This window comes from Dyella lipolytica (assembly GCF_030160075.1).
GTDB classification, from domain to species: domain Bacteria; phylum Pseudomonadota; class Gammaproteobacteria; order Xanthomonadales; family Rhodanobacteraceae; genus Dyella_B; species Dyella_B lipolytica.
Map to the genome: position 1 here is coordinate 2,279,326 of NZ_BSNQ01000003.1, position 18,028 is coordinate 2,297,353.

Annotated in this window: 16 protein-coding genes and 1 other RNA gene; 2 read left to right on the forward strand and 15 right to left on the reverse strand. The window is 63.1% G+C overall.

Features of this window, described 5'->3' with window-relative positions; translation table 11 throughout:
• Positions 1-95 precede the first annotated feature (95 nt).
• The 15 genes from ftsA to rsmI all read right to left on the reverse strand — a co-directional run bounded on the left by ftsA (position 96) and on the right by rsmI (position 15,738).
• The gene (gene ftsA / locus QQL64_RS11600; RefSeq protein WP_284399499.1) at positions 96-1,328 is read right to left on the reverse strand and encodes a cell division protein FtsA; all 1,233 of its coding nucleotides are present in this window, start codon (positions 1,326-1,328) and stop codon (positions 96-98) included.
• Entirely contained in the window at positions 1,325-2,062 is a 738-nt protein-coding gene (locus tag QQL64_RS11605) for a cell division protein FtsQ/DivIB (protein ID WP_284399502.1), read from the reverse strand. Before QQL64_RS11605 ends, ftsA begins: the two co-directional genes overlap by 4 nt.
• Positions 2,059-2,994, reverse strand: coding sequence for a D-alanine--D-alanine ligase (locus QQL64_RS11610; RefSeq protein WP_284399505.1), 936 nt, complete (start codon positions 2,992-2,994; stop codon positions 2,059-2,061). The genes QQL64_RS11605 and QQL64_RS11610 overlap by 4 nt, the downstream gene beginning before the upstream one ends.
• Positions 2,994-4,433 carry a UDP-N-acetylmuramate--L-alanine ligase gene (gene murC, locus QQL64_RS11615; RefSeq protein ID WP_284399507.1) on the reverse strand — a complete coding sequence of 480 codons (1,440 nt, stop codon included), beginning with the start codon at positions 4,431-4,433 and terminating at the stop codon, positions 2,994-2,996. Before murC ends, QQL64_RS11610 begins: the two co-directional genes overlap by 1 nt.
• The gene (gene murG, locus QQL64_RS11620) at positions 4,430-5,503 is read right to left on the reverse strand and encodes an undecaprenyldiphospho-muramoylpentapeptide beta-N-acetylglucosaminyltransferase (protein WP_284399510.1); all 1,074 of its coding nucleotides are present in this window, start codon (positions 5,501-5,503) and stop codon (positions 4,430-4,432) included. The genes murC and murG overlap by 4 nt, the downstream gene beginning before the upstream one ends.
• Entirely contained in the window at positions 5,500-6,738 is a 1,239-nt protein-coding gene (gene ftsW, locus QQL64_RS11625; protein ID WP_284399511.1) for a putative lipid II flippase FtsW, read from the reverse strand. Before ftsW ends, murG begins: the two co-directional genes overlap by 4 nt.
• Positions 6,738-7,820, reverse strand: coding sequence for a phospho-N-acetylmuramoyl-pentapeptide-transferase (mraY, locus tag QQL64_RS11630; RefSeq protein ID WP_284399514.1), 1,083 nt, complete (start codon positions 7,818-7,820; stop codon positions 6,738-6,740). Before mraY ends, ftsW begins: the two co-directional genes overlap by 1 nt.
• Positions 7,810-9,177: a UDP-N-acetylmuramoyl-tripeptide--D-alanyl-D-alanine ligase gene (locus tag QQL64_RS11635; RefSeq protein WP_284399515.1), complete on the reverse strand. Its 1,368-nt coding sequence runs from the start codon at positions 9,175-9,177 to the stop codon at positions 7,810-7,812. Before QQL64_RS11635 ends, mraY begins: the two co-directional genes overlap by 11 nt.
• Positions 9,174-10,649, reverse strand: a complete 1,476-nt coding sequence (locus QQL64_RS11640; RefSeq protein WP_284399518.1) for a UDP-N-acetylmuramoyl-L-alanyl-D-glutamate--2,6-diaminopimelate ligase — start codon at positions 10,647-10,649, stop codon at positions 9,174-9,176. Before QQL64_RS11640 ends, QQL64_RS11635 begins: the two co-directional genes overlap by 4 nt.
• Positions 10,646-12,457, reverse strand: a complete 1,812-nt coding sequence (locus tag QQL64_RS11645; RefSeq protein ID WP_284399520.1) for a peptidoglycan D,D-transpeptidase FtsI family protein — start codon at positions 12,455-12,457, stop codon at positions 10,646-10,648. Before QQL64_RS11645 ends, QQL64_RS11640 begins: the two co-directional genes overlap by 4 nt.
• On the reverse strand, positions 12,454-12,726 hold the full coding sequence (gene ftsL / locus QQL64_RS11650; protein WP_284399522.1) for a cell division protein FtsL: 273 nt from the start codon (positions 12,724-12,726) through the stop codon (positions 12,454-12,456). The genes QQL64_RS11645 and ftsL overlap by 4 nt, the downstream gene beginning before the upstream one ends.
• Positions 12,723-13,676: a 16S rRNA (cytosine(1402)-N(4))-methyltransferase RsmH gene (gene rsmH, locus QQL64_RS11655; protein WP_284399525.1), complete on the reverse strand. Its 954-nt coding sequence runs from the start codon at positions 13,674-13,676 to the stop codon at positions 12,723-12,725. The genes ftsL and rsmH overlap by 4 nt, the downstream gene beginning before the upstream one ends.
• Before the next feature lie 51 nt (positions 13,677-13,727).
• Positions 13,728-14,174, reverse strand: coding sequence for a division/cell wall cluster transcriptional repressor MraZ (mraZ, locus tag QQL64_RS11660; protein WP_284399527.1), 447 nt, complete (start codon positions 14,172-14,174; stop codon positions 13,728-13,730).
• 310 nt (positions 14,175-14,484) lie between these two features.
• Positions 14,485-14,847: RNase P RNA component class A (rnpB, locus tag QQL64_RS11665), an RNA gene on the reverse strand.
• A 51-nt stretch (positions 14,848-14,898) separates the two neighbouring features.
• Complete coding sequence (rsmI, locus tag QQL64_RS11670) at positions 14,899-15,738, reverse strand: 16S rRNA (cytidine(1402)-2'-O)-methyltransferase (RefSeq protein ID WP_284399530.1); 840 nt, start codon at positions 15,736-15,738, stop codon at positions 14,899-14,901.
• On the opposite strand from rsmI, the gene QQL64_RS11675 reads away from it, so the two are divergent.
• Positions 15,737-17,656 carry a penicillin-binding protein activator gene (locus tag QQL64_RS11675; protein ID WP_345782641.1) on the forward strand — a complete coding sequence of 640 codons (1,920 nt, stop codon included), beginning with the start codon at positions 15,737-15,739 and terminating at the stop codon, positions 17,654-17,656. The two genes, rsmI and QQL64_RS11675, sit on opposite strands and share 2 nt — an antisense overlap.
• The gene (locus QQL64_RS11680; protein ID WP_284399533.1) at positions 17,656-18,012 is read left to right on the forward strand and encodes a YraN family protein; all 357 of its coding nucleotides are present in this window, start codon (positions 17,656-17,658) and stop codon (positions 18,010-18,012) included. Before QQL64_RS11675 ends, QQL64_RS11680 begins: the two co-directional genes overlap by 1 nt.
• Positions 18,013-18,028 lie beyond the last annotated feature (16 nt).

Sequence of the window (18,028 nt, forward strand, 5' to 3'; positions counted from 1 at the left end):
TTTCGTTGTCGTTGTAACCGCGGTACGACTCCTGTCATGCCGAGGTGGTGAGCGAACCTCCATTCGCCCGGGCTGCGCCTCCTGCGCCGCCAAACTTAAAAATTCTTGGTGATCCAGCCGCGCAACTTGTCGACCAAACCACCTACGCTGCCGCCCGTTGTGCCGCTCATGCGCATGCCGCCGGAACGCGAGCCATGCAGTAACAAGCCGACACCCGTGGAATGCAATGGACTGGCGATCACTTCGCCGAGCCCGTTGACGTGCTGCGGCACGCCGATGCGCACCATCTTGTGGAAGATCTCTTCGGCCAGTTCCAGCGCACCTTCCATGCGGGAGGCGCCGCCGGTCAGCACCACGCCGGCCGCGACCAGGCTGTCGTAGCCTGAGCGGCGCAGCTCGTCCTGCACCATTTCGAAGATTTCTTCGTAACGCGCCTGCACGCTTTGAGCGAGCGACTGTCGCGCCAAACGTCGCGGTGGACGATCTCCCACGCTGGGTACTTGGATGGTTTCTTCCGCATGTGCCAGCTGCGCTAACGCACAGGCGTACTTGATCTTGATTTCTTCGGCATGCGCCGTTGGGGTATGCACACCGTAGGCGATGTCGTTGGTGACCTGATCGCCGCCCACCGGCAATGACTTGGTGTAGCGGATCGCACCTTGCGTATAGATCGCGATATCGGTGGTACCCGCGCCGATATCGACCAGGCACACGCCCAGCTCGCGCTCATCGTCGGTCAGCACCGATTTCGCGCTGGCCAAGGCCGACGGCACCAGCTCATCGACGGACAACCCACAGCGCTGGATGCACTTGCTGATGTTCTGCACCGCCGCCGCCGCGCCGGTTACCAGATGCACGGAGGCTTCCAGGCGCACGCCGCTCATGCCCACCGGCGAGCGAATGCCGTCCTGACCATCGATACGGTATTCCTGCGACTCTTTATATAAGACCTTGCGGTCAGCCGGGATCGCCACGGCGCTGGCCGCTTCGAGCACTTGATCGAGATCGCCCGGCGCCACTTCGCGGTCGCGGATCGCGGCGGTGCCGTGCGAATTGCGCGTTTCCAAGTGGCTGCCGGAAATCGAGGCATACACCGAGCGAATATCGCAGCCAGCCATCAGCTCGGCCTCTTCCACCGCACGCTGGATCGAGTGCACGGTGGATTCGATATCCACCACCGAGCCGCGCTTCATGCCGCGTGAGACATGCGAGCCGATGCCGATCACTTCGATCGGTTCGCCCGGCTCGTACTCGCCCACGATCGCCACCACTTTCGAGGTGCCGATATCTAGGCCGACGACCAACTGCTTTTCGTTTTTGCCTTTCATGTGCGGGGCGTGCCTCCGGCGGTGGGGGCGGCCGGCGCTTGCGGCCATTTCACGGCGAAGCCGTTGGTGTAACGAAGATCGGCATACTCAAAGCCCTGGTCGTGACCGGCGATCACCTGCGGATACACATCGAGGAACCGGCGCAGTCGGCGACCCGCCTGGTTGCGGTCGCCGATCACGATCTGCGCGCCGGAATCCGTGGCTACGCTCCAGCTGCCGCGGTCGGTCAGCGTGACGCCAGTGATCTTCAGATGCGTACCGGCAAACGCCTTCTGCACGTCGGCAAAGAAGCTCACCACTTCAGCAAGGTGATCGTCCGGTCCGCGCAAATCGGGCAGCTTGTTGTAGTCGGCAGCGTCAGGCACGGAAAACACCTTGCCCTCGCCGCTGATCAGCTGACTGGTGTTCCAGCGCGCGAACGGTTGCCGTTCGTACACACGTAATAACAAGGTGTCAGGCCAGCGCTTGCTTGCCTCTACCGATTCCACCCACGGCAGCGCGGCGACGGCGCTTTGCACCGTATCCAGATTCATGGCGAAGAAGCCTTTGCCCAGGCGCGGCTGCACGGCGGCGCGAATCTGCTCCGCATTGACGTGCTTGAACTCGGCCTGCACCGTCAACTGGGTCACCGGCCAGCGATCGGCGGCAAACCAGCCGCACAGCACGCCGACGATCGGCAAGACCACCAAAGCGATGGCCAGGCACCAGGCAACGAGGCGGATGCTTCCCCTCATGCATCCTCCCTGAAACTGGTTTCGAGCACGCGCCAGCACAGCGCCTGGTAGTCGATACCAGCCACTGCCGCGGCTTTGGGCACCAGCGAATGCGAGGTCATGCCCGGCGCCGTATTCACTTCGAGCAGCCAGTTGCGACCCTGCCGATCGCGCATCACGTCGACGCGACCCCAGCCGTGGCAGCCCAGTGCATCGAACGCCTCCAGCGCCAGCGCACGCACGACAGACTCTGCCTCGCCTTCAAGGCCTGGACAGATGTAACGCGTGTCCTCGGCGATGTACTTGGCGTTGTAGTCGTAGAACGCACCCTTGGGCACGATGTGGATGCTGGGCAGCACCTGTCGGCCGAGAATGCCGACCGTGAGTTCGTCACCCTCGATCAGCGTTTCCATCAACAGATCACCCGGGTATTTTTCGGCCAGCGTCACAGCGGCATCGAGATCCTTCTCTTCGAAGACGCGGGTGATGCCGACACTGGAGCCTTCGCAAGCCGGCTTCACAATCAGCGGAAAACCGATCTCCTTCGCCGCCGCGTGCACGTCGGCGCCGCGCGGAAGCGCGACGAACTTCGGTGTCGGCAGACCCAGCGATTGCCATACGCGCTTGGAGCGCGTCTTGTCCATCGACAACGCAGAGCCCAGCACGCCCGAACCGGTGTACGGCACATTCAGCGACTCCAACGCACCTTGCAGCACTCCGTCTTCGCCACCGCCATGCTGACCGTGCAGGATGTTGAAGACGCGCGCGAAATGCCCGGCGCGCAGCGCGTCCAGCAACGCCGGAATGCCGTCGATCGCATGCGCGTCGACACCCTGCGCTTTCAGCGCAGCCAGTACGTTGCGGCCGGAATCAAGCGATACCTCGCGCTCGGCCGAGCTTCCGCCCATCACTACGGCGACACGACCAAACTGGGCGGGGTCCTGAATCTTCATCACTCGCTCGTCCTCAAATGACCGGCATGCGCCAGCTCCACGGCTGCCGTGCCGATGTCGCCGGCACCGAGCAGCAGCAGCAGATCGCCGTCGCGCAACAGCGCCGGCAGGGTGTCTTTCAATTCGCGGGGATGCGCGATCAGTACCGGATCGACCTTGCCGCGCGCGCGCACCGCGCGCGCCAGGGCGCGACCGTCCGCACCGGCGATCGGCGCTTCGCCGGCCGGGTAGACCTCGGTCAGCACCAGCACATCGGCTTCGGCCAACACATTCGCGAAGTCGTCGAGCAAGTCGCGCGTACGGCTATAGCGATGCGGCTGGAAGCCCACGACCAGGCGACGCTCCGGCCAACCGCCGCGCGCTGCCGCAAACACTGCCGCGAGTTCGCGCGGGTGATGACCGTAGTCATCAATCAGCATCACTTTGCCGTCGTCCAGTGCGATATCGCCGCGGCGATGGAAACGGCGGCCCACACCTTCGAAATGAGCCAGCGCGTGCGCAATCGATGCTGCTTCCACGCCCAGCTGCCAGCCGATCGATGCCGCCGCCAGCGCATTGAGCACGTTGTGTCGCCCGGGCAAGTTGAGCACGACCGGAATCGCCTTCGTAACACCGGGCAACAACAGATCGAAGTGCATTTCGAAACCGCGTTGCACTACATTCGTGGCGCGCACATCCGCGTTCTCAGTGTCGATACCGTAAGTCATCACGCGGCGCGCGGTGATCTTGGCCAGCTCCGCCACTTCCGGATCGTCCACGCACAGCACGGCCAGGCCGTAGAACGGCAAGCGATGCAGAAAATCGCTGAAGGCCTTGCGCACCAGCGCGAAGTCGCCCTGGTAGTTTTCTAGGTGATCCGCATCGATATTCGTCACCACCGCGATAACCGGCGACAACAGCAAGAACGAACCATCCGACTCGTCCGCCTCGGCCACGAGATATTGCCCCGTGCCCAAGCGCGCATTCGCACCGGCCGCGTTGAGCTGGCCGCCGATCACAAACGTGGGATCGTAATTCGCCTCCGCCAGCACACTGGCAGCCAGGCTGGTGGTGGTGGTTTTGCCGTGCGTGCCGGCGATGGCGATGCCGCGGCGGAAGCGCATCAGCTCGCCGAGCATTTCCGCGCGCGGGATCACGGGAATGCGCGCTTCGCGGGCGGCGACCAGTTCCGGGTTGTCTTGTTTGATCGCGCTCGACGTGACCACGACATCGGCGTCACCGATGTGCGCGGCGAGATGACCGATACGCACATCGATGCCAAGCTGACGCAACCGCTGTGCCGTTGGCGACTCGCTGCGATCCGAACCGGATACCGCGTAACCGAGGTTATGCAGCACTTCGGCAATACCGCTCATGCCGACACCGCCGATGCCGATGAAGTGCACACGGCGGAAGGTGCTCATCAAATCTTCGTGTGCGAGCAGTCGACGTGGCGTCATGCGGCCACCTCCACGCAAGCGCGAGCAATGTCTGCCGCTGCATTCGGCTTGGCCAGCGTGCGTGCAGCCTCGGCCATCGCAAGCATTACTGTGCGATTGCCAAGCAACGCGTTCAACCGCTGCGCCAGGTCTTTCGTATTCAGATCGCGCTCCTGTATCAATTCAGCCGCACCGGCAGCGACCAGCGCTTCGGCGTTGCGCGTCTGGTGGTCGTCGACCGCATGCGGAAACGGCACCAGCACCGCGCCCAATCCACACGCGGTCAGTTCCGCCAGCGTCAACGCACCGGCACGACATACCGCCAGATCGGCCCACGCGTACGTGCCGGCCATGTCCTCGATAAACGGCACGATGCGCGCTTCCACGCCCGCATCGGCATACGCCTTGCGTGCTTCGTCGATGCCCCGGTTGCCGCATTGGTGCAGCACGTCGGGCCGCTGATCGGTCGGCAAATTTGCAAGCGCCTGCGGAACGGATAGGTTCAACGCGCGCGCACCCAGACTGCCTCCCAGCACCAGCAACCGCGGCTTACCGCTGCGCTCGCCCATGCGTTGCGCAGGCGACGGCAGCGACGCGATCGCGGCGCGCACCGGATTACCTACCCACTCAGCATTCGGCAGGCTATCGACAAACCCAGCCATCACACGCCGCGCATGCGCTGCGAGCTTGCGATTGGTGAAACCGGCCACTCGGTTCTGCTCATGCACAAGCAGCGGACGGCGCAGCAAACGCGCCGCGACTCCGCCGGGGCCTGCCACATAGCCGCCCATCGACAGCACGCTGCGCGGCTTCAAGCGATGAAGCACGGCAACTGATGACAACAAGGCGCGCAACAACATCCACGGTGCCAGCAGACGCGTCCTCAAACCTTTGCCGCGCAGACCGCCCACGGCAACTGTATGCAGCTCGATGCCATGCGCCGGCACCACTTTGGTTTCCATGCCGCCGGCAGCGCCGAGCCAAACGACGGGTACACCTTGCGCACGCAAGGTCTCGGCCACCGCCAGGCCTGGGAAAATGTGGCCGCCAGTTCCGCCAGCCATGATCAGCACGGGCGCCTGCGTGCTCATGCCGCCACCGCCTCGCGCTCGCGCGTCGTCTCTGCATTCGCGTCGGGCACGGCGGTGGCCGGCAGGCGTGTCGCCATATGGCGTGCATCCAGTGCGCGGTTGATTTCGAACGTCGCGCGCAACAGCACGCCCGCCATCGCGCACGTCAACACTATCGAGGAGCCGCCGTAGCTGATCAGCGGCAGCGTCAGACCCTTGGTCGGCAGCGCACCGAGATTCACGCCTACCGACACCATGGTCTGCAAACCGATCATCAGCGAAATGCCGAAGGCGATGTAACCGGCGAAGCGCTGCCCTACTTCCACGCCTTTCAAGCCCATATGCAGGCCGCGCCAGACCGCTAGCGCGAACATGCCTATCACGGCAACGATGCCGAACAGGCCCAGTTCCTCGCCGATCACCGCAAAAATGAAATCCGTATGCGCCTCGGGCAGGTACGACAGCTTCAGCACGCTCGAACCCAAACCTACGCCGGTCCACTCACCGCGGCCGATCGCCATGAGCGATTGAGTGAGCTGAAAGCCATCGTTGAACGGATCCTTCCACGGATCCATGAACGAGGTAAGCCGCTTCATGCGATAGCTTTCGCTGGTCGCTGCAATCGCCAGCAGCGGCATCAACGGCAAGCCCATCAGGAACAGAAAGATCGGCCGCGCGCCGCCAAGCCAGACCATGGCAATGGTCACGGCAATGACCAACGTGGCCGAACCGAAGTCGGGCTGCGCGAGCAGAAGCAGCACGATGATGCCCGATACGGCAATCGGCTTGATCAATCCGAGAAAGCGGGTCTCGATGCTTTCGCGATGACGCACCAGATAGCTGGCGATATACACCACCAGGATCAGCTTGACCGCCTCTACCGGCTGGAAGGTGGTAACGAGAAGATTGATCCAGCGCCGTGCGCCATTGAGCTTCATGCCGAAATGCGGCACGAATACCGCCAGCAACATGATGAAGGCCACCAGCATCAGGAAGAATGCGTGCTTTTCCACTTCCTTCAATTCGGTGCGCATCGCCATGCCGGCCGCAACGACGCCCAACCCGAGATACATCAGATGGTGCTTGAGGAAATAGAACTCGCCTTTGTGCGAGCTATCGGCCACCGCGATCGAACTCGACGCCACCATCACGACACCAAGACAGGCAAGGCCGACCAGGGCCACCAGCAGCGGCAAGTCGAACTTGCCGCGCGGGCCCTGCCGCCGCTTTGCCTGCGATGTGCCGAAACCAAACATCAACGTACCTTCAACGTTGCAAGACCGATAAGCACCAGCACGACGCTGATGATCCAGAAACGCACGATGACCCGTGGCTCGGGCCAGCCTTTCAATTCGAAGTGATGGTGGATCGGCGCCATGCGGAAGATGCGCTTGCCGGTCATCTTGAAGCTGGCGACCTGCAGCATCACCGAGACGGTTTCCATCACGAACACGCCGCCCATGATCAGCAACACGATTTCCTGGCGCACGATCACCGCGATGGCAGCCAACGCAGCGCCAATCGCCAGCGCGCCGACATCGCCCATGAACACCTGCGCGGGATACGTGTTGAACCAGAGGAAGCCCAGGCCCGCACCTGATAGTGCCCCGCAGAAAATAGCGAGCTCGCCTGCACCCGGAATCGCCGGGATACCGAGATATTCGGAAAAGACCTTGTTGCCGGCCAGGTACGCGAAGATGCCCAGCGCGCCGGAGACCAGCACCGTCGGCATGATCGCGAGACCATCCAGCCCATCGGTGAGATTCACGGCGTTGGAGAAGCCAACGATCATGAAATACGCGATGACGATGAAAAACACGCCCAATGGCACCGCCACATGTTTGAACAGCGGTACAAACAGCGCAGTCTCCGCCGGCAGCGTCGCCGAGTGATACAGGAACCACGCCGCACCGACGCCGAACACCGATTGCCAGAAATACTTCCAGCGCGAAGCCAAGCCGCGACTGTCCTTCAACACCAGCTTGCGATAGTCGTCGTAGAAACCGATCACGCCGAAGCACAGCAACACCGCAAGCACCAGCCAGATATAGCGATTGGCGAGATCGGCCCACAGCAACGTAGCGACGGCCACCGCAAGCAGGATCATCACGCCGCCCATGGTGGGCGTACCCGCTTTTGACAAATGTGTTTGCGGACCATCCTTGCGCACCACCTGCCCGGCTTTGAGCGCGGCCAGATTGCGGATCAATGCCGGACCAAACAGCAGCGACATCGCCAGCGCGGTCAAAGCCGCCATGATCGTGCGGAAGGTGATGTACTGAAAAAGATGCAGGGCGGTGAAATGCCGTGCCATCCAATCCGCTAGTTCAAGCAGCATGAGGTGCGCCCTCCCCTGGCCGCGCGCCCTTCAGCGCGGCGACGACTTGTTCCATACCCGCTGAGTGCGAGCCCTTCACCAGACAAGTAACGCCGGCATGCAGTTGCGCACGTAGTGCGTCGATCAACGCCGCTTTGTCTGCGAAATGCACGCCACCCGCTCCGAATGCCTCGACGGCGGCCGCATTCAACGGACCCACAGCGAACAATTTTTGGATACCCTGCTCGCGCGCATGACGACCCACACCGGCGTGTAGCGCACGGGCATCTGCGCCCAACTCGGCCATATCGCCAAGCACCAGCCAGCGCTCGCCTTCGGCGAGGGCGAGCGTGTCGATAGCTGCGTGCATCGAACTCGGATTGGCGTTGTAGCTATCGTCGATCAATGTCCATCCGTCAGGCATGGCGATGCGCTTCAGGCGTCCTTCGACCGCTGACGCGTGCTCAAGGCCAGCCACGATCGTGTCCAGCGGCACATCGAGCGCCAGCGCGATCGCGCTGGCCGCGAGGGCATTGGCGATGTTGTGGCGGCCGGGCAACGGCAGCGACACTTCCGCGTCACCATGCGGCGTACTCAACACAAAACGCGAGCCGTCGACGCGCTGTTCCACGATGTCTGCGCCCACATCCGCCTTGTGGTCCAGGGCGAAACGCAACACCCGGCGCCCACCGGCCAGTCCGCTGAAAAAGCTCGCGAACGCATCGTCGGCATTGATCACTGCCACGCCGTCGGCAGGCAATGCGCGGTAAAGCGCGCCCTTGGTTTCCGCCACCATTTCGATCGTACCCATCCGCTCAAGATGAGCCGGCGCGATGAGATTCACGAGGCCGATATCGGGCCGTGCGATGGCAGCAAGATAGTCGATATCGCCCGGTTTGCCTGCACCCATTTCGAGCACCGCATATTCGGTGTCTTCCGGCATCCACAGCAAGGTCAGCGGCAAGCCAATCTCGTTGTTGTAGCTGCCGGTGTTGACATGCGTGCGGCCGTGCCGCGAAAGAATCGCCGCAGTGAGCATCTTCACGGTGGTCTTGCCATTGGAGCCGGTAATGCCGATAACGCGCGCATTACGCTGCGCACGCACGGCGCTGGCGAGATCGCCCAATGCGAGCTCTGCGTTGGCCACCTGCACCTGCGGCAAATCGCTCTCGACGCGCCGCTCCACCAAAGCGGCGGCTGCGCCGCGCGTCTTTGCATCGGCGAGATAATCGTGACCGTCCACATGCTCGCCCTTGAACGCGACGAACAGATCGCCGGGCTTGACCTTGCGTGAGTCGATCGCAACGCCGGCAATCCCAGCATCGACACCAAGCATGCGTCCGTGCGTCCATAAGGCGATGGCGCTCAGCTGCATCATGCGTGTCCCTCCAGGATGGAGCGCGCCACGGCCATATCGTCAAAGGCGCGCTTGCCACTGGCACCTTCTTGATAGGTCTCGTGACCCTTGCCCGCGACGAGCACCACATCGCCTGGGCGCGCCATGTCCAGCGCTGCACGGATCGCTGCTTCGCGGTCACGTAGCACAGTCGCCGCCAGCGGTTTCACCATGCCGGCCAGGATCTGCGACACGATGAGGTCGCCATTCTCGCCGCGCGGATTGTCATCGGTGACGATCGCGATATCCGCCAGCCGTTCGGCGATTTCACCCATCTGCGGACGTTTGCCCGCGTCGCGCTCGCCACCGCAGCCAAAGACACAAATCAGCCGCGCGGCACAATGAGCGCGCAATGCCATCAGGGCCTGCTCCAGTGCGTCCGGCGTGTGCGCGTAATCGACCACTACCAGCGGCAGCCCTTGCACGCCGCCGATGCGATTCATACGACCATTGACCGGATCGAGCGCTTCGACGGCATCCACGATGCGCTCGAACGATTCACCCAGCGCGCCAAGGCAGCCGACCACGGTGAGCAGGTTCGCGACATTGAAACGCCCGAGCAGATGACTGCGAATCGATCGCGTGCCCCAGGGCGTGCGCAACTGGAACGCAACGCCTTCGGCGGACGTGACGATATCGCTCGCGGCGATCTCGGCGTGTACGTCGCCGGTGCTGCTCAGGCGTAGGACTTGCACGCCAGGGGCCGGCTTGCCGGCGAGTTCGCGACCAAACGCATCGTCCGTGTTGATCACCGCCGCAGTAAGACCGGGCCATGCGAAGAGCCTCGCCTTGGCCGCGCCGTAGGCCTGCATGCTGCCGTGATAATCAAGGTGATCGCGCGTGAGGTTGGTGAACGCCGCCACGTCGAACGCCGTCGCGGCAACGCGCCCTTGCTCTAGCGCGTGCGAGGACACTTCCATCGCGACATGCGTGGCACCTTCTTGGCGGAATTCAGCCAACAACCGTTGCACGGCGATGGCATCCGGCGTGGTGCGCTCGCCTTCACGCAGCTGGCCATGTAGACCCGCTCCGAGCGTGCCGATCGTGGCGGCGCGATGACCAAGCTTTTCCAACGCCTGCGCCAGCAGCTGCACGGTTGAGGTCTTGCCGTTGGTACCGGTGACGCCGATCACGCGCATCGACTCGGACGGCCGCTGGAAAAAGCGCGAAGCAATTTCACCGACAAAGGTGTGCAGACCGTCGATCCACAGCACAGGTACGCCGGGATCATCCAGCGCACACGGTGGCGCTTCCGCCAACACGACGCTGGCGCCGCGCTGCACGGCGCCAGTCACGAATTCGATACCGTGCCCGCGCGTACCACGCAGCGCGAAGAATGCATCTCCCGCGCGCACCTGGCGCGAATCAAGAGCAAGCCCGGATACGACAATCGGCCCTATGGCCGTTGTTTCGGCGATGCCTTGCAGCAAGTGGTCGAGGCGCTGGCCGCTCATGGTTCCGCCACCTCGGCAGCCGCCGCATCGTCCTGCGGATTGGGGGGCGGCGCGTTGCCGGCCAGTCCACCGCCGGCCTGTATGGGACCGCCGACATACCAACGGCCAATGTTGTCGGGCGGTACATCCAGCAGGCGCAGTGCGCCATCCATCACACGCTGAAACACCGGCGCGGAGACGGCACCACCGAAATAACCTTTCTTGGGATTGTTGATCACCACCACCGCGACCAGCCGCGGGTCAGTCGCCGGCACAATGCCGGCAAATAGCGAGTTGTAGTTGTTCTTGGAATAGCCGCCGAGCGCCGCTAGATGAGCGGTGCCCGTCTTCCCAGCCACGCTGTAGTTGGCGATCTGCGCGCGAGTGGCCGTACCGCCCGGCGCAGTGACGGTCTCCAGCATGGTGACCAGATTGCCCGCGATCTGCGGCGAGACAATTTGCTTGCCAGAGTTATCGCCGTCCTTGATGAACGTGGGTGAATGCATCACGCCGCCGTCCGCCAGGGTGGCGTAGGCGTTGGCCAACTGCAGCGGCGTGAGGTTGAGACCGTAGCCGAAGGCCATGATCGCCTTTTCCAGCGGACGCCAGGTATGGCCGACCTTCAACAGACCGGAGGATTCGCCCGGAAAGCCGCTGCCGGTGCTGTCGCCGAAACCGAACGCGCGATATGAGTCATACAGATATTGCGTATCGAGCTGCAGCGCGATCTTGGCGGCACCGATGTTGCTCGACTTGGTCAGCACGCCGGTCGGGGTCAGCAAACCGTTGGGATCATCGTCACGGATGTCATGGCCGTAATACATCCAATGACCGTTGCCGGTATCGATCACCGGACCGGTGGGCGTGAACTTGCCGCTCGACAGTGCGGCGGCCAAGGTGAACGGCTTCATCGTCGAGCCCGGCTCGACCACGTCCGTCACGGCGCGATTGCGGCGCTGCGAGCCGGTCGTTCCCGTCACGGCATTCGGGTTGTACGTCGGCAAGCTGACCATTGCCAGAATTTCACCGGTACGCACATCGAGCACCACCATCTCGCCCGAATCGGCCTGACAATCATCGAGCTGCTTTTTCAGTTCGCTATAGGCGAGGAACTGAATGCGCCGGTCGATGCTGAGAGTGAGGTTCTGACCAGGCTGCGGCGCACGCACCTGCTCGACGTCTTCCACGATGTGGCCCATGCGATCGCGGATCACGCGCTTGGCGCCCGGTTTGCCGGACAACCAACTGTCGAACGCCAGTTCGAGGCCTTCCTGACCGTGGTCGTCGATATTGGTGAAGCCGAGCACGTGCGCCGTCACTTCGCCGGACGGGTAGTAACGCTTGAATTCGCGCTGCCCATTCACGCCCGGTACGCCGAGCGCAAGTACCGCCTGCGCTGCGTCCGGACTCATCTGGCGACGCAAGTAAGCGAACTCGCGATCGGAGCGTTGCTCCAGATACGCCTTCAGATCGTCGGCATTGGTGCCCAGCGCCTGCGCCAGCGCGGGAATGCGATCGGCGTTGTCCAGCACTTCCGATGGCACGGCCGTGATGGACACCATGGGTGTGGAAACGGCCAGGGGCTCACCGTTGCGATCGAAGATGGTGCCGCGCGACACCGCGATCGGCACCTCGCGCAGGAAGCGCGCATCGCCTTGATCCTGATAGAACTGCTTGCGCACCACCTGCAAATCGAACGCACGCGCCACCAAACCTACCGATGCGGCGCCAAGCACACCGATCACCAGCAGCATGCGTCGACGCGCACTGGGACCGGCGCCCTGACGGCGCGCAGCTGACTTGGCCGGGATGCGCGGATGCGGCTTCATTGCTGCACCAGCCGCACGTCCTGCGGACGCGGCATGAACATACCGAGCTTGGTGCGCGCCTCATTGTCGATGCGGCGCGGCTCGGCCCAGGTCGCCTGCTCCAGTTCGAGCTGGCCGTATTCGATATTCAGATCGTCGCGCTGTCCTTGCAGCTGAGTGAGTTGCACGAACAGCACGCGGCTCTGGTGCCGGGTCCAGACCACCGCAATGGCACTGACCATGACCGCACCCAGCAGTAGCAGCAGACAGAAGACGCCGATCGCCTTCATGCCAGCCCCCCTTCAGATGCGTTCCCTTCGGCGAGTTTTTCAGCCACGCGCAGCACGGCCGAGCGCGCGCGCGGATTCGCCGCCTGCTCGGCGTCGGACGGAAATTGCGCCTTGCCTACGGCCGCCAGACGCGCCGGCGCGGCGACCACCGGCGGGCCTCGGCGACTGCCCTGCACGCGTCCGGAGTGATCGCGGATAAACAGCTTTACGGCGCGATCTTCCAGCGAGTGGAAGCTGATCACCGAGAGACGGCCACCGACTTTGAGGCGATCGAGCGCCCCGTTAAGGCCACGCTGCAGCGCATCGAGCTCGCCATTCACCCGAATGCGCAGCGCCTGAAAACTGCGCGTGGCCGGATGCTTGCCCGGCTCGCGACGACCGACCACGCGCTCGATCAGCGCAGCCAGCTCGCCGGTGCGGGTGATCGGCGATTCGGCGCGACGCTCGACGATGGCGCGGGCAATCTTGCGGCTGAAACGTTCTTCGCCGAAGGTCCACAGCACATCGGCCATGTCGCGCTCGTCGGCGTGGGCCAGAAAGTCCGCCGCGCTTTCATCTTGCGTGGTGTCCATGCGCATATCCAGCGGCGCATCGGCCATGAAGCTGAAACCGCGTGCGGCCTCGTCCAACTGGGGAGAGGAGACACCTAGGTCGAGTAGCACGCCATCGAGGCCTGCATCCGTTTCGTCCCACTCCGCCAGCGTGGAGAAATTGGCGTGACGAATCGCTACGCGCGGATCGCCAGCGAATTCTTGTTGCGCGGCGGCGATAGCCTGCGGATCGCGATCCATCAGCAACAGCCGGCCGTCGGGGCCGAGGCGCGACAGCACGGCGCGGGCGTGACCGCCGCGTCCAAACGTGCCATCGAGATAACGCCCGCCTTCCCGCACGGCGAGACCCTCCACCGCCTCATTCAGCATCACCGGGATGTGCCGCAACTGATCGGCCATGCCGCACTCCCGCTCTCTGTCCGTATTCACCCCGCGCCTAACCGTCACCGGTCAGAGCCGCAGGTCCGTCATGTCGTCGCTGATCTCGTCTTCGCCGATGGTCTGGCGGATCTTGGCCAGGTGAGCCTGTTCGCTCCACAGCTCGAACTTATTGCCCATGCCCAACAAAACCGCCTTTTTCTCGATGCCCGCTGCCATGCGCTGGCTGGCCGGCAACAGAATCCGCACCGCACTGTCCGGTTCGACCATCGCCGCCGCACCGACCAGCTTCATCTGCAAGGCGCGGTGTACGGCCTTGACGCTCGGCAACGCGTTCACTTGGTCGCGCACCCGCTCCCATTCGGCGTGCGGGAACAGCCAGAGGCAGCCCGACTCGAAGGGGTTGTAGGTGATCACCAGCCGATTAGCACAGGCGCCCACCACCAGCTCCCGATACGCAGTCGGGATAGCCAGCCGGCCCTTGTCATCGACGGTGATGGCGGTCTCGCCCTGAAACACGGCCCGTGAACTCCACGAAATCCCACGATTTCACACAGGAATCCACGATAGTCTCGCCCCTTGAGACTGTCAAGGGATTTTTGCTTGTGAATCAATGAGAAAGGCAATAGTGTGGCCAAATTTCCAGCGATTTCTAGGAAGCAGCCCGAGGTGCTTGATCGCTGTGGATTTTTTGTTCACAAAACCGTTGCAATGCGCCTCTCACACGAGCCTTCGGGCGGACCCCGCATGAACCGATGTTCATGCGAGGCGCCACCCTCCGACGACATCCATCTCGTGCATGAAGATGGACCCCGCCGACGGCTGAAAGAGGTGGAGTCGGCCTATAAGCCGGGTTCTGTACGCCTTGCGGCGCGACAGTCATTCCTCTCGGCCAGGCGTCACCGCCTGGCTCCAGCAACCTACCCGGGAACAACGCGGGCCGCGTTATCGTTCCCCTATTTGGTCTTGCTCCGAGTGGGGTTTACCGTGCCACGCGACGTTGTCCCCGCGCGCGGTGCGCTCTTACCGCACCGTTTCACCCTTACCTGTGCCCTTGCGGGCCATCGGCGGTTTGCTTTCTGTTGCACTGGCCGTCAGCTCACGCTGCCCAGGAGTTACCTGGCACTCTGCCCTGCGGAGCCCGGACTTTCCTCGATGCGCTTGCGCGCGACGCGACTGTCCGGCCGACTCCATCGGGAATTATAGCGGCCGCGGCGCTCGGCAGGTGACCTGCAGGACATCCTTACCCTTCACCCTTTTCTCCGTACAGCATCTTCCTCGGCGCTCCCGTGATCGCCGCCGCCAACTTGGCGGCTTTCGCCGGCGGCAACTCCTCGCGCAAAATCGCAAACACGCGCTGCCCTTCGGCCAGCTTCGCATCTGCATCTTCACCGCGTCCGGCGACCAGGATCACGCATTCGCCGCGCTGCTGATTTGGATCTTCTACGACGCGCGCAACCAATTGTGCCAACGGTTCGCCGATGACCGTCTCGAACATCTTGGTGAGTTCACGCGCGAGCACTGCTTCGCGCTCCGCACCGAAGACATCGCGCATGTCGGCAAGACTTTCCGCGACACGATGCGATGATTCGTAAAAAATCAGCGTACGCGGATCGCTCGCAAGTTCTTCCAGTCGACTGCGACGAGCAGCTGACTTGGGCGGTAAAAATCCTTCAAAAACGAAACGGTCGCTGGGCAACCCAGCTACGGAAAGCGCGGCAATCGCCGCGCACGCCCCAGGCACCGGCACACATGGGATACCCGCTTCGCGCACTGCACGCACGAGCCGAAAACCCGGGTCGCTGATCAGCGGCGTGCCCGCATCGGAAATCAGCGCCACCGATTCGCCTTGCTCCAGTCGCCGCACGATAGCTGCGACGGCCTCACGTTCGTTGTGTTCATGCAAGGCGATCAACGGTGTACCGACATTGTGTTGCAGCAAAAGAGGGCGACTATGCCGGGTGTCTTCCGCAGCAATTACCGTGACTTTGCGCAGGGTCTCTATGGCGCGTGCGGAAATATCATCCCGATGACCGATCGGTGTCGCCACGACCCACAAGCAGCCGGCCTGGTTTGTTGACATGCTGAATATCCTTTCGCGACGACGTGTCGATACGATCGGCTATGATCGCGCAACCACCACCCTTGTCGACAAGAATCGAGGAATATTCATGCGCCTGTGTCGTCTTGCAGCGTCTGGACTGCTGATTTCACTGGCATTGAGTGCCTGCGTACCCTCGGCGGTACCGAGATCGCCAGCCGAGATCGCCGCGGTGCAGAACGCAGCCGCCCTGGCCGACCAGGGGCAGTTCGACCGGGCCGCGCAAGCGTATCTGGCGCTCGCCGCGCAAACGCCAAGTCGCGCCGATCATTACAGCCTGCTCGCCGCCGAAGCCTATCGCCAAGAGAATGCGCTGAACCGGGCCATACCGATCGTCGCGGGCATTCAACGCAAAGATCTTACGGACGACGAACCGCTGCGCCTGGACTTGCTGCGTGCGGAGATAGCACTGCAGCAACACAATGCGCCAGCCGCGCTGCAGTTGACGACACAACCCGATATCAATGCGCCTGAAAATCTGCGACCGCGCCTGTTGAATCTGCGCGCACAGGCCATGGCCGATACCGGGGATCTCTGGGGCGCGGCACGCACTCGCGTAGAGATGGACAACTTCTTGCAAGGTATCGACCGCTCGCAGAACCGCGATCAGGCACTCTCCCTGCTGGCGCGACTCGGGGTTACGCCACTCAAACAACGCTCAGCGGCCATGCAGCCGGGCGACACCATGTTGCCGTGGGTCAATGAAGCGCTGGGTCGTCTCGGCGTCATCGTCGCGCAAGCGCAACCCAACCTCGAACAGCCTGTCGGCACCCTGGTGCCCGGCAGCAACGCAAGCGTGCGCGAAGGCTACAAGATGCCTGCGCATATCGCACTGCTGCTGCCCAACAGCGATGGCTTGGTGGGGGCCGCCTCGGCGGTTCGCGATGGCTTTTTCGCGGCCTATTTCCAGGCAGCCGATACGCATGCTCCGCGCGCGACCATCCGCGTCTACGACAGTGGCGGCAACGCGGCCAGCGCCATCAAGGCCTATAACCAGGCAGTCATCGACGGCGCGCAGTTGGTGGTCGGCCCGCTGACGCGCAACGAAGTGATGGGCGTGCTGGGCCAGTCGTCACTGCCTGTCCCCGTGCTTGCGCTCAACCGTTCGGAAAACAAAAGTCTGCCTGTCGGAACCACCAGTGAATTCGCTCTGTTGCCCGAGGACGAAGGTGCGCAGGTCGCCGATCATATGATCGAGCGCGGTATCCACAATGCCTATGTCGTGACTTCGAACGATGATTTCGCCAAGCGTTCGGCGGCTGCCTTCAAGGCCGAGCTGCTGGCGAAAGGCGGCCAGATTGCCGGCAACGCACAGGTCGGGTCAGACGGCGTCAATTACGGCGGCGCCATCGCTGCGCTCAATGCGGGTGGCGCCGGCACCGATGCCGGCATCTTCATCAGCGTGCGCTCCGAACAAGCGCGTCTGCTGCTGCCGCAGTTGCGCGTGGCGCGCATCACCTTGCCGGTGTTCGCCACATCGCACGTCTATAGCGGCAACGACAACGCAACCGCCGATCGCGATCTGGAAGGTGTCGAATTCTGCGACGCACCGTGGTTGTTCGATGCGCAAACTGGTCTGCCCAATTACCAAAGCATTGCCTCGCAATTACCCTCCGCGCGCGGTGCGACCGCGCAGTTGTTCGCGTTCGGTATGGATGCATGGAGCTTGGTGCCGTATGTCGACTGGCTGCGCAACCATCCTGGCAGCTATCTACCGGGCGCCACCGGCCAGCTGGCCGCCGATACGTTCGGACACATCAATCGTGTGATGAGCTGGCTGAAATTCCAGGACGGCATAGCCCGCCCGATGAACGGCAGCCTGCAGATGGACAACGCACCGGCGGACTCCAAGCCCACCGACGGTACATCGGCACCGGCGGCACAACCGGCCAACGGTTGATGCGTGCGGCAGGCGCCGTATTCGAACAGCGCGCGTGCAGCGCGCTCGAACACGCCGGACTCAAGCTGCTAGCCCGCAACTACACCACGCGCTTTGGCGAGCTTGATTTGGTGATGCGCGACGGCGACGCGGTGGTGTTCGTCGAAGTACGCCATCGGCTGCGCGCTGGCCACGGCGATGCCATCGCTTCGATTACCGCCACCAAGCAAGCCAAACTGGTGCAGACTGCGGAACTCTGGCTTGCTGCTCATCCGCAACATGCGCACCGGGCATGCCGCTTCGATGTGGTCAGCTACGACGGCCCAGCCGACAGCGCACAGATGAACTGGCTGCGCAGCGCTTTCGACGCTGCCTGACGCAAGAAGGTCTTGT